This window comes from Streptomyces sp. NPDC051561 (genome assembly GCF_044454195.1).
In the GTDB taxonomy this organism is placed as follows: Bacteria; Actinomycetota; Actinomycetes; order Streptomycetales; family Streptomycetaceae; genus Streptomyces.
The window spans coordinates 202,822-214,838 of the sequence record NZ_JBITDM010000007.1; the positions used below are offsets into that span (position 1 = coordinate 202,822).

At 72.0% G+C, this 12,017-nt stretch carries 7 protein-coding genes; 3 read left to right on the forward strand and 4 right to left on the reverse strand.

Features of this window, described 5'->3' with window-relative positions:
• Positions 1 to 6: 6 nt before the first annotated feature.
• Positions 7 to 1,635, reverse strand: a complete 1,629-nt coding sequence (locus tag ACIA73_RS18590; RefSeq protein WP_399439622.1) for a peptide-N4-asparagine amidase — start codon at positions 1,633 to 1,635, stop codon at positions 7 to 9.
• Between the two features lie 251 nt (positions 1,636 to 1,886).
• Between ACIA73_RS18590 and ACIA73_RS18595 the strand changes: the two genes are divergently transcribed.
• Together ACIA73_RS18595 and ACIA73_RS18600 are read left to right on the forward strand one after the other, a co-directional pair.
• Positions 1,887 to 3,752: an ABC transporter transmembrane domain-containing protein gene (locus tag ACIA73_RS18595; protein ID WP_399439623.1), complete on the forward strand. Its 1,866-nt coding sequence runs from the start codon at positions 1,887 to 1,889 to the stop codon at positions 3,750 to 3,752.
• Positions 3,749 to 5,554, forward strand: coding sequence for an ABC transporter ATP-binding protein (locus ACIA73_RS18600; protein WP_399439624.1), 1,806 nt, complete (start codon positions 3,749 to 3,751; stop codon positions 5,552 to 5,554). The genes ACIA73_RS18595 and ACIA73_RS18600 overlap by 4 nt, the downstream gene beginning before the upstream one ends.
• Before the next feature lie 167 nt (positions 5,555 to 5,721).
• On the opposite strand, the gene pip is transcribed toward ACIA73_RS18600, so the two are convergent.
• The 3 genes from pip to ACIA73_RS18615 form a co-directional block, all read right to left on the reverse strand.
• Entirely contained in the window at positions 5,722 to 6,684 is a 963-nt protein-coding gene (gene pip / locus ACIA73_RS18605) for a prolyl aminopeptidase (protein WP_399439625.1), read from the reverse strand.
• Between the two features lie 138 nt (positions 6,685 to 6,822).
• Positions 6,823 to 8,385 carry a carboxylesterase/lipase family protein gene (locus tag ACIA73_RS18610; protein ID WP_399439626.1) on the reverse strand — a complete coding sequence of 521 codons (1,563 nt, stop codon included), beginning with the start codon at positions 8,383 to 8,385 and terminating at the stop codon, positions 6,823 to 6,825.
• Between the two features lie 103 nt (positions 8,386 to 8,488).
• Complete coding sequence (locus ACIA73_RS18615; RefSeq protein ID WP_399439627.1) at positions 8,489 to 9,280, reverse strand: metal-dependent hydrolase; 792 nt, start codon at positions 9,278 to 9,280, stop codon at positions 8,489 to 8,491.
• A gap of 158 nt (positions 9,281 to 9,438) precedes the next feature.
• On the opposite strand from ACIA73_RS18615, the gene ACIA73_RS18620 reads away from it, so the two are divergent.
• Positions 9,439 to 11,952: a DEAD/DEAH box helicase gene (locus ACIA73_RS18620; protein WP_399439628.1), complete on the forward strand. Its 2,514-nt coding sequence runs from the start codon at positions 9,439 to 9,441 to the stop codon at positions 11,950 to 11,952.
• Positions 11,953 to 12,017: the final 65 nt, after the last annotated feature.

Genomic DNA, 12,017 nt, shown 5'->3' on the forward strand with positions numbered 1-12,017 from the left:
TGCGGGTCAGCAGCGCCGCCGGTCCTCCACCAGGGTTCCCTGCACCGTCTTCACGCTGCGGTCGTAGCAGGTGCCGTCGGAGGCGGAGTAGCGGTAGTTCTCGCCGGTGGTGGCGACCGCGTGCCGCTGGTCGCGGGGCACATTGGCGGTGTACGTCGCATCGCCCCGGTAGGTGTCGTCGAGGTCGGTGAAGGCCACCCGGCGGCCGCCCACCAGGGTTTCGGTGGCGGCCTTGTCGCCGAGGGTCAGCACGGTCCGCAGCCGGTCCCCGGCGCCGAGGGTGGTGGTGCCGTCCATCGTGTAGGTGCGGCGCGTCCCGACGGCGCGCTCCGGCCCGTACCTGCCCCTGGTGGTGATCGTCTCCTCGTCCGTCCACTCACCCTTGAGCGCGTCCAGGGACTCGCCGTCGGTCCACCGGTGCACGGAGGTGTTGGCGAGACTGCGGGCGATACGGGTCTCGACGCGGCCGCGCGAGGTGTTCACATAGCCCGCCACCGACAGCCGGTGACCGCCCCGGGTGTCCAGCCGGTGCTCCGAACCAGGGGTGTACCGGGTGGAGTTGACCGGCGCGCCCTCCTCGTGCCGGGTCAGGCCGCCGGTGACGACGCGGCTGCCGTGGTCCTGCCAGACCAGCACGTTCACCGGGGTGCTCCACCCGCTCCCGCCCGCCGGTACCCCGACGACGCCGACCTCGACCTTGTGCGGGCGGCCGTCGTTGAGCAGCCCGGCGAAGGGGGTCAGGTCGTACTGGAGGGGCTTGATGTCCAGCGCGCGGGGTCCCGGAACGACGTACCAGAGGAAGGGGTTGGACCAGCCGCCGGTCCACACCGTCGGGAACGGCGCGGCGATTCCGGCGAGCTTTCCGTCGACCTTGATCTGGACTTCGCGGTACGGGCCGTCGGGCGTTTTGCAGGAGTACGGGGCCTGCTCGGGCACCGCGAGATACCAGTACTCCTCGCAGCCGCCGCCGGAGCCGGTGGCGTACACCTCGGCGAGGATGCGCTGCGCATTGCGGGGTGTGGTCAGGGAGTTGGCGTCCGGGCCGCCCAGGGTGAGGACACGGTCCGGGGTGGCGGCGGGCTTGGCCGCGCCCCCGGCGGCGTAGAAGGTCAGGGTCGCCTTCACGTCGAAGACGCCGGTGTACGTCTCGTTGACGACGTTGCCGATGAGCATCTCGACGTCCTGCGTACGCCGGAAGGTGTCGCTGTAGCGGGTGACGTCCTTCTCCACGGACCAGGTGATGCCGTCCGGCGAGGGCTGCGGGGTGGACGTGCGCAGCACCTCGACGCCGCCGACATGGACGTAGCCGAGGCGGTCGTACTGGCGGCCCTCGACCTTGCCGTCCAGCCGCAGCACCACCTTGCTCCACTTGCCGCCGCACTTCTCCGGCGGGGTGTAACTCCCCCTGTACGGCGTGAAGTCGCGGAACCGGGCCTCGCCGAGCGTCACTTGGCAGGAGCGGGAGTGCGGCTTGGCAACCGGCGGGGCGGCGGTCAGCGGGTCGTGCCAGTCGTTGCCGAACTCGGCGGGGGGTGGCTCGCCGCCGCCTGCCGCGACCGCCGGGCCCGCGCCGAACAGCGCCCCGGCGGCCAGCACCAGGCCACCGATCACGGAGATGACTCTTCGTTGTCTCATGCGACAGGAGTGAAGCGTGGGACGGTCCGGAGCGCCAGAGGCCACCCGCACGCGCCCTTGTGTCCGGTGGCGGAAAGTGGCGCGTTCCGGGCGGTCACGGGCATAAATCGATTGCCCCGGCCCTGGTGCGGGCGCGAACCTTGCACGTCACCCACTCGACTCTGCGGCGGCTCTTGGTGGCCGGGCTCCGTCCGGCCGTCCGCGATCCGCTCGCACCGATTCCACCCCCGCACCCCGAGCCGTAGGGCCCCATGCAGATTAAAGATCTTCCGTATCCAGACCCCGGCGAACCCGATGTCCGCTCCGGGGGCCGCTTCCTGCTGTGGCTGGGCCGCAACCAGCTGGGCGGGCAGCTCAAGTCCACCGGCTGGGGGCTGCTGCACCAGATAGGGGTGGCCGGGCTGCCGTTGGGGGTCGGGCTCGCCGTGCAGGCGGTCGTCGAGCGCTCCGGCGGGCGGCTCGCCCTGGCCGCGGGGCTGCTGGCGCTGATGGGGGTGCTGCTGGCGGTCGGCGACACCATGCTGCACCGCACCGCGGTCTCCAACTGGATCACCGCCGCCGCCCGGGTGCAGCAGTTGCTCGCCCGCAAGACCGCGGAGCTGGGCGCGGCGCTGACCCGCCGGGTCGCGGCGGGCGAGGTGGTCGCGGTCTCGACGGGTGACGTGGAGAAGATCGGCTGGTTCGTCGAGGCGCTGTCGCGGTTCGTCGCGGCGGTGGCCGCCGTGGTGATCGTCTGCGTCGGACTGTTCCTCTACCAGCCCGCACTGGGCCTGGTCGTCGCGATCGGCGCCCCGGCGCTCGCGCTCGCCGTGCTGCCGTTGCTCCCGAAGGCGACGCAGCGCGCGGACGTACAGCGTGAGAAGGCCGGAAAGGCGACGGAGCTGGCCTCCGACACGGTGGCCGGGCTGCGCGTGCTGCGCGGCATCGGCGGTGAGGAACTCTTCCTCGGCCGCTACCGCGAGGCCTCCCAGCAGGTCCGCAAGGCCGCCGTCCGCAGCGCCAGGATGTGGGCGCTGATCTCCGCGGTACAAGTGCTGCTGCCGGGACTGCTGCTGATCGCCGTGGTCTGGTACGGGGCGACGCTGGCCCGTGCGGGGACGGTGACCGTCGGCGAGCTGGTCACCGTGTACAGCGCGGTGACCCTGCTGATGTACCCGCTGCGGCACTTCGAGGAGATCGCGATGGCGTACTCCTTCTCGAAGCCGTCCGCCAAGCGTGCGGCGCGGGTGCTGGCGCTGTCCCGCACCGCCCCCGGCGACGGGCTCGGGGCCGCGCAGTCCCCGACCGGTGACCTCTACGACCCGGTGACCGGGCTGCTCGCGCCGACCGGTGTGTTCACCGCCGTGGTGTGCGGCGACCCGGATGTCGCGGGCCGCCTGGCGGACCGGCTCGGCGGGCATCCGGCGGACGCGGAGGATGCCGGGGACTCCCCCCACTCCCCCGGGGCCTCACGGGAATCGGAGAAGGTACGTTCCGTCCTGCTCGGCGGGGTCGCCCTCGACGAGCTGCCGCTGGCCGCCGCCCGCGCGTCCGTCCTCGTCCAGGACAAGGACCCGGTCCTGCTGTCCGGCACCCTGCGCGAGCTGCTCGACGTGCCCGGGTCGGGGAAGGTGTCCGCCGAGGACGCCCTCGCCGCCGCCCAGTGCACCGACGTGCTGGCCGCGCTGGCGCAGGCGTCGGTGGACAGCGACGGCGACCCGATGAACACCAGGATCACCGAACGCGGCCGGTCGCTCTCCGGCGGTCAGCGTCAGCGTCTGGCGCTGGCCCGGTCGTTGATCACCGACCCGGAGGTACTGGTCCTGGACGAGCCGACGTCCGCCGTCGACTCGCACACCGAAGCCCGGGTGGCAGCGGGTGTCCAACGGCTCAGGGCAGGTCGCACGACGGTGGTCCTGGCCTCCTCCCCGCTGCTGCTCGACCAAGCGGAACGCGTGGTCCTCGTCCACGAGGGCGAGGTCGTCGCGGTCGGCGTACACCGCGAGCTGCTGCACACCGAGCCGCGCTACCGGGCGGTCGTCACCCGCGAGACGGAGGAGGAAGCAGCGGACGCAAACCAACGGGACGCGAAAATCCGCACGTTGAAGGCACTGGAAGAGATCGAGGAATCGGCATGAGTACGGCCACGGCGCACCCGCGCCGGGGGGTCGCACCCCCGGAGTTCGACCCGGCGGCCCCCGAGTCCGCCACCACCCTGCCGGTCGGCAGCCCGGCGACCGTCCGGCTCTACGTCACCGACCTGCTGCGCCGCCACCGCACGGCGTTCCTCTCCCTCGTCGTGCTGAACACCCTCGCGGTGGTCGCCTCGATGGCGGGCCCGTACCTCCTCGGCGAGGTCATCGAAGGTCTGACGGCGGGCGCGGCGGAGCTCCATCTGGAGCGCACGGCGGCCCTGTTCGCGGGGGCGCTGCTGATTCAGGCGGTGTTCGTGGGGCAGACCAGGCTGCGCGGCGCGATGCTCGGCGAGGAGATGCTGGCGGACCTGCGCGAGGACTTCCTCGTACGTTCGGTGGGTCTGCCGCCGGGCGTGCTGGAGCGGGCCGGCACCGGCGACCTGCTCTCCCGTATCACCACCGACATCGACCGACTCGCCAACGCGATGCGTGAGGCGGTGCCGCAGCTCGCCATCGGTGTGGTGTGGGCGGCCCTGCTGATCGCGGGCATCACGGTGACCGCGCCGCCGCTGGCGCTCGCGGTGGTCGTCGCGCTGCCAGTGCTGATCGTGGGCTGCCGCTGGTACTTCAAGCGGGCGCCCTCCGCGTACCGTTCGGAGGCGGCGGGCTATGCGGCGGTCGCGGCGATGCTCGCCGAGACGGTCGACGCGGGCCGCACCATCGAGGCGCACCGGCTGGGGGCGCGGCGGGTGGCGCTGTCCGAGCGGCGGGTCAAGGAGTGGACGGCGTGGGAGCGTTACACGCTGTGGCTGCGTACGGTCCTCTTCCCCGTCATCAATCTCACCCACGTCACCATCCTGTGCGCGTCGGTCGTCATCGGCGGGGTCTTCGTGCTGCAGGGGTGGCTGACGGTCGGCCAGCTGACCACGGGGGCGCTGCTGGCCCAGATGCTGGTGGATCCGGTGAACCTGATCCTGCGCTGGTACGACGAGTTGCAGGTGGCGCAGGTGTCGCTGGCCCGTCTGGTCGGCGTCCGGGACATCGAACCGGACGCGGGCGACGGCTCCGTCTCGCCCGACGGGCGTCGACTGCGGTCCGACGAGGTGCACTTCGGGTACCGCGAGGGCGTGGATGTGCTGCACCAGGTGTCTCTGGACGTGGCGCCGGGGACCCGGGTGGCGCTGGTCGGCCCCTCCGGTGCCGGCAAGTCCACGCTGGGCCGCCTGATGGCCGGGATCTACGCCCCGCGCACGGGTGAACTCACCCTCGGTGGAGCGGAGTTGTCCGCCATGCCCGCAGAGCGGGTCCGCTCGCACGTGGCCCTGGTCAACCAGGAGCACCACGTCTTCGTGGGATCCCTCCGGGACAACCTGCGGCTCGCCCGTACGGCCGCCGGGGACGCCGAACTCTGGGCGGCACTCGGCGCGGTCGACGCGGACGGCTGGGCCCGCTCGCTGGACGAGGGCCTCGACACCGAGGTCGGCTCGGGCGGCTTCGCCCTGACCCCGGCGCAGGCGCAGCAGATCGCGCTGGCCCGGCTGGTGCTGGCGGACCCGCACACCCTCGTCCTGGACGAGGCGACGTCGCTGCTGGACCCGCGCGCCGCCCGGCATCTGGAGCGGTCGCTGGCCCGCGTCCTGGACGGCCGCACGGTCATCGCCATCGCGCACCGCCTGCACACCGCGCACGACGCGGATGTGATCGCGGTGGTGGAGGAGGGACGGATCACCGAACTGGGCAGCCACGAGGAGCTGGTCGCGGCCGAGGGCGCGTACGCGGCACTTTGGCGGTCCTGGCACGGGTAGCGGCGTCGGGGCGGGGCACGGCGGGGGCGGCGGCAGTGACTCCGTTGCCCCGGCCGGACCGCACCGGCACCCCGCCGTTCCCGCCTGGCCACGCCCATGATGCGACGCGCACGCCCGCACCCCACCGCCCCCGGCTCAGCCGCGCCCGTACCCCCGCCCCCACTTCGTCACCCCTGCTTCGCGAACCGCTCCACCGCCTCCCCCAGCGCCGCCCCGAACTCCGCTCCTCCCGTGTGGCCCGAGTCGTCGAAGATCCTCAGTTCCGCACCGGGCCACACCTGCGCCAGCTCCCACGCGGTACCCGGCGGCCCCGCGAGGTCACGCCGTCCCTGCACCAGCACACCGGGAATCCCCGCCAGCCGGTGTGCCTCCCGCAGCAGCACGCCCTCTTCCAGCCATGCCCCGTGCGCGAAGAAGTGCGAGGCGATCCGCACCAGCGAGATCCGGCCCCGTTCCGGCCGCCCCGCGTACGCCTTGGTCCGCGACGGGGACGGCTCCAGCCCCAGTACCGCGTCCTCCCACGCACACCAGTCCGCCACCGCCCTGTCCCGCACCGCCGGGTCGGAGCTGGACGCCCGCCGCGCGTAGGCCGCCACCGGATCTCCCCGCTCCGCCTCCGGCAACCCGTGCAGGAACCGGTCGTACGCCTCGGGGAAGAACCGTCCGACGCCCCCGTACAGCCAGGCGACCTCCGAGCGCCGCGTGGTCGTGACCCCGGCCAGCACGATCTCCGAGACCCGCTCCGGGTACGCCTGCGCGTAGGCGAGGATCAGCGTGGAGCCCCACGATCCGCCGAAGAGCAGCCACCGTTCGACGCCCAGCCGGGTCCGGAGCCTCTCCATGTCGGCGACGAGGTGCGCGGTCGTGTTGTGCTCCATGCTCGTCCCCGGGTCGGCGACATGGGGAACGCTCCGCCCGCACCCGCGCTGGTCGAAGAGCACCAGCCGGTAGCGGTCCGGGTCGAAGAACTTGCGGTTCCCCGGGCGACTGCCGGAACCGGGCCCTCCGTGCACCACGACGGCGGGCTTGCCCGCCGGGTTGCCGGAGACCTCCCAGTGGATGCGGTGGCCGTCGCCGACATCGAGCAGGCCCTGGTCGTACGGTTCGGGCATCGGGTACGGGAAGCTCATCGGCCGGCACCTCCAGAGGTACGTCACGGTGGGCCGCAGCCCGGGCCCGGCCCACCGTAACGTCGCGCACGAGGCAGCCGCCCCAGGGTTTTCAGCCGGTCAGCCGGTCAGCCGTCAGCCGGTCGACCGGCCCACCGGTCAGTCCCTCAGCCCGTCCCAAGCCGCCCGCCGCTCCCCCGTCGGGTCCTCGGCCAACTCCGGCCGCGCCGTGATCAGCATCATCGGCCGCGCCTTCTCGTCGTACCCGGGCCAGTGCGGCCCGTCCGGCAGAACCGGCCGCCCCTCGCGGACCATGCCCAGCACCGCGTCCTGCAACGCCGCCGAGGCCGCCTTGTCGTCCTCGCTCATCGGCAGGAAGCCGTCGGCCGGCTCGCCACTCAGCGCGCACAGGTCGAAGGAGGGTTCGCGGCTCCACAGGCAGGGGATGTCCGCCGCGTGGGTGGGGCCAAGGACGTGGTACGGCTCCATCGGCGGCTGGTGGTCGAAACGGTGCATCCAGGCCCGGCCACCGGCCCTTACCTGCGCCTCGGCCAGACGTACCGACGGCATCACGAACATCGCGTCACCGAGCAGCGTCTTGCGCGGGCTGCCGCCGACGGTCGCACCCTCCGGCTCGAACTGCTCGTACCGGCCCAGGAGTTCGGCCCACGCCTCCTCGCCGACCGCCGCCTCCAGGGACTTGGTGATCGGGGTGTCGTCGCCGCCGAGGGTGAAGATGGCCATCTCGTCGCGGCAGTAGGCGACCAGCAGCGGCACCTCGGCGGCCTCGCCCCTCTCGACGGCGGCCAGCGGGACCTCGGGGACGAGGTCGCCGTCGACGACGGGAAGGTAGGGGATGCCCTGCTTTCCCTCGTGGCCGCCGGTCATGGCGAGCCGGAAGGTGGCGTCGCGGAGTTCGGCGACGGGCACCTCGCGCAGCCTGGCCGCCTCCGTCTCCGGGATGCCGAGGGCGGACAGCAGGCCCTTCGCGGCGGCCGTGCCGGTGGCCGCGTCGTGCTGCTCGGCGGCGCCGCCGCTGAGCACGACCGCACCGTGGAAGAGGCCCCGCGCGGCAGGGACACCGAGGAGGGTGCCCACGCTCATGCCGCCCGCGGACTCGCCGACGAGGGTCACCCGGGCCGGGTCGCCACCGAAGGCCGCGATGTTGTCGCGCACCCATGCGAGGGCGGCGACCTGGTCCCGTACGCCCACGTTCGTGTCGGCGACGGACGGGTCGACCCCGGCCAGGTGCAGGAAGCCCCAGGAGCTGAGCCGGTAGTTGAAGGTCACCACCACGCAGTCGCCGCGCTCGGCCAGAACCGTGCCGTCGTAGTCCTTGCCGGTGCCGAAGACGAAGCCGCCGCCGTGGATCCACACCAGGACGGGGCGCGCGGTGGCCGACTCCGCCATCGGGGCGAAGACGTTCAGGTAGAGGCAGTCCTCGCTGTCGCCCTCGTAGGGCGGAGCAGTCGGGTCGAACCGCGGCAGCTGTACGGCGGCGGGCCCGAACCCGGTCGCCTCGCGCACCCCCTCCCAGGGCAGCGGGGCACGCGGCGCACGCCACCTCAGCTCGCCGACCGGCGGCTGGGCGAACGGAACGCCGAGCCAGGCGTGGCTGCTGTGACGGACGGTGCCACGCACCGCTCCGGCCGAGGTGGCGACGACGAGACGGTCCTCGTCGGCAGGGCCCGTGGCCGGGGTGGCCATTTCAGTTGTTGACACGTGTCACTGCCTTTCGTGAAAGGTGCACTGGCCCGAACGTACACCCGCCCCGGGAAAGCGAAAGGGGCGGGAGGCATCCCGCCCTCCCGCCCCTCCCGCACGCTCAGATGAACCCGAGCGCCGCTGCCCCGCCGACCCCTCCGGCCAGCATGAACACCGGCATCAGCACCTTCAGCTCCACCCAGCTGCCGGCCCGGAACCGCATCGGCTTGGGCGGCCCCAGCGCGTACCAGCGCTTGCCCGCGATCGGGATGGGCCAGAGGATCGGGCAGCCGGAGACGGTCAGCGCGTCCCCGATGTCGTGCACCAGCGCGCCGAGCACGATCGGCAGCCCCAGCCAGAGGTACTCCTGGCCCGGCCCGTCGAAGAGCCAGTTGGACCCGTTGCCCGGCTTGTCGAGCACCCCCGCCAGAATCCACGCGCTGGTGGCCCCCAGCAGCCACACCAGCACATCGCTCGACACCCGCGCAGCCCGCCACAGCAGTCCCTCAACCGCCAGCACCAGGTGCACGAAGAGGATCGCCAGGACCGCCCAGCGCCCGCCCCAGATCGCGGCCGCCGAGCAGCCGCCGCCGATCATGACCGCCCAGACCCAGGTGTGGGTGAGGGTGCGGTGGCCGCCGGTGCGGCGGGGGTCGGAGCTGGTGCGGGTGGCCTTGTAGACGGCGTACGACAGCTTGTCGACGATCTCGCAGAGCAGGCGCGAGATCGGGCCGAAAGCGCGCGAGATGGTCGCCGACTTGTGATCGAGGTCGGGGGCGAGGGCAGCGCCCGCGCAGATCAGTGCGCCGACGACGAGCACCGGCCACGGCATGGCGTGGCCCGCCGCTGCGGCGGCGGCACCCACCCCCAGCCAGGCCGCTGCCCCTGACAGTGAGTGTGCCGGTCCCATCATGGTCGTACCCGCCCCTAAGGTTCCTGTGCCCATCCGCTGTACCGGGCCGCCGAGTTGACGCCGGGCTTTCGGTGGGCTGACCCGTCACCCTATCCAGGATGATCTTCGGTCGGCCCTCCGGTTGCCCGATCCGGGAGGACGCCAGGCAAGATGGGGGCGTGACCCTTATCGATCAGCTCCCGCCGAACGCCGACCCCGACACCCTCTTCGAGGCCTTCTCGTCCTGGGCCGAGGACCAGGGCATCAACCTGTACCCGGCGCAGGAGGAGGCCCTGATGGAGGTGGTCACCGGCGCGAACGTGATCTTGTCGACGCCGACCGGTTCCGGAAAGAGCCTGGTCGCGGCGGGTGCGCACTTCACCGCGCTGGCCCAGGACAAGGTCACCTTCTACACGGCGCCGATCAAGGCCCTGGTGTCGGAGAAGTTCTTCGAACTGGTCAAGCTCTTCGGTCACGAGAACGTCGGCATGCTCACCGGCGACGCCTCGGTGAACTCGGACGCCCCGGTCATCGCCTGCACCGCCGAGATCCTCGCCTCGATCGCGCTGCGCGACGGCAAGGACGCCGACATCGGCCAGGTCGTGATGGACGAGTTCCACTTCTACGCGGAGGCGGACCGCGGCTGGGCGTGGCAGATCCCGATCCTGGAGCTGCCGCAGGCGCAGTTCATCCTGATGTCGGCGACGCTCGGCGATGTCTCCATGTTCGAGAAGGACCTCACCCGGCGGACCGGGCGCCCGACGGCGGTCGTCCGCTCGGCGACCCGGCCGGTGCCCCTCTCCTACGAGTACCGGATGACGCCCATCACCGAGACGCTCACCGAGCTGCTCGACACCCGGCAGTCCCCGGTCTACATCGTGCACTTCACGCAGGCGGCGGCCGTCGAGCGCGCCCAGTCGCTGATGAGCATCAACATGTGCACCAAGGAGGAGAAGGAGAAGATCGCCGACCTTATCGGCAGCTTCCGCTTCACCACCAAGTTCGGCCAGAACCTTTCGCGTTACGTCCGCCACGGCATCGGCGTGCACCACGCGGGCATGCTGCCCAAGTACCGCCGCCTGGTGGAGAAGCTGGCGCAGGCCGGTCTGCTGAAGGTCATCTGCGGGACGGACACGCTCGGTGTCGGCGTCAACGTCCCCATCCGCACGGTGCTGTTCACGGCTCTCACCAAGTACGACGGCACCCGCGTCCGCACGCTCCGCGCCCGCGAGTTCCACCAGATCGCGGGCCGCGCGGGCCGGGCGGGCTTCGACACGGCGGGCTTCGTGGTCGCCCAGGCCCCCGAGCACGTCGTCGAGAACGAGAAGGCGCTCGCCAAGGCCGGCGACGATCCCAAGAAGCGCCGCAAGGTGGTCAGGAAGAAGGCCCCCGAGGGCTTCATCGCCTGGTCCGAGTCCACCTTCGACAAGCTGATCGGCTCCGACCCCGAGCCGCTGACCAGCCGTTTCAGGGTCACCCACACCATGCTGCTGTCGATCATCGCCCGGCCCGGCAACGCCTTCGAGGCGATGCGCAGCCTCCTTGAGGACAACCACGAGCCCCGCAAGGCGCAGCTCCGCCACATCCGCCGCGCCATCGCGATCTACCGCTCGCTCCTCGACGGCGGCGTGGTCGAGCAGCTCGACACCCCCGACGCCGAAGGCCGCATCGTCCGCCTCACCGTCGACCTCCAGCAGGACTTCGCCCTCAATCAGCCGCTCTCCACCTTCGCCCTCGCCTCCTTCGACCTCCTCGACCCCGAGTCCCCGTCCTACGCGCTCGACATGGTCTCGGTCGTCGAATCCACCCTGGACGACCCGCGCCAGATCCTCGGCGCCCAGCAGAACAAGGCGCGCGGCGAGGCGATCGGCCAGATGAAGGCCGACGGCATGGAGTACGAGGAGCGGATGGAGCGCCTCCAGGAGGTCACCTACCCCAAGCCTCTCGAAGAGCTGCTGTGGCACGCGTACGACGTCTACCGCAAGAGCCACCCGTGGGTCGGCGACCACCCGGTCTCCCCCAAGTCGGTCATCCGTGACATGTACGAACGCGCCATGACGTTCGCCGAGTTCACCTCGCACTACGAGCTGGCCCGCACCGAGGGCATCGTGCTGCGCTACCTCGCCGGCGCCTACAAGGCCCTGGAGCACACCATCCCGGACGACCTCAAGTCCGAGGACCTCCAGGACCTGATCGCCTGGCTCGGCGAGCTGGTCCGCCAGGTCGACTCCTCCCTCCTGGACGAGTGGGAGCAGCTGGCCAACCCCGAGGTGGAGACCGCCGAGCAGGCCCAGGAGCGGGCCGACCAGGTCAAACCGGTCACCGCCAACGCCCGCGCCTTCCGCGTGCTCGTCCGCAACGCCATGTTCCGCCGCGTCGAACTCGCCGCCCTCGACAACGTCCGCGCGCTGGGCGAGATGGACGCCGAGTCCGGCTGGGACGAGGACGCGTGGGGCGAGGCCATGGACGCGTACTGGGACGAGCACGACGACCTCGGCACCGGTCCCGACGCACGCGGCCCCAAGCTCCTGATGATCGAGGAGGACGCGGCGCACGGTCTGTGGCGGGTCCGGCAGGCGTTCGCCGACCCTGCGGGCGACCATGACTGGGGCATCAGCGCCGAGGTCGACCTCGCGGCCTCCGACGAGGAGGCGCGGGCGGTCGTCCGCGTCACCTCCGTCGGCCAGCTCTAGTCCGTACCCGAACGCGAGGAACCCCGGGCCCCCGGCCCGGGCCCCGTCCCCCACCACCCGAGGAA

What these genes read in the sequence shown, in the direction of transcription:
- ACIA73_RS18590 (WP_399439622.1), bottom strand. Translation starts at nt 1,635, where the DNA reads ATGAGACAACGAAGAGTCATCTCCGTGATCGGTGGCCTGGTGCTGGCC.
- ACIA73_RS18595 (WP_399439623.1), top strand. Translation starts at nt 1,887, where the DNA reads ATGCAGATTAAAGATCTTCCGTATCCAGACCCCGGCGAACCCGATGTC.
- ACIA73_RS18600 (WP_399439624.1), top strand. Translation starts at nt 3,749, where the DNA reads ATGAGTACGGCCACGGCGCACCCGCGCCGGGGGGTCGCACCCCCGGAG.
- pip (WP_399439625.1), bottom strand. Translation starts at nt 6,684, where the DNA reads ATGAGCTTCCCGTACCCGATGCCCGAACCGTACGACCAGGGCCTGCTC.
- ACIA73_RS18615 (WP_399439627.1), bottom strand. Translation starts at nt 9,280, where the DNA reads ATGATGGGACCGGCACACTCACTGTCAGGGGCAGCGGCCTGGCTGGGG.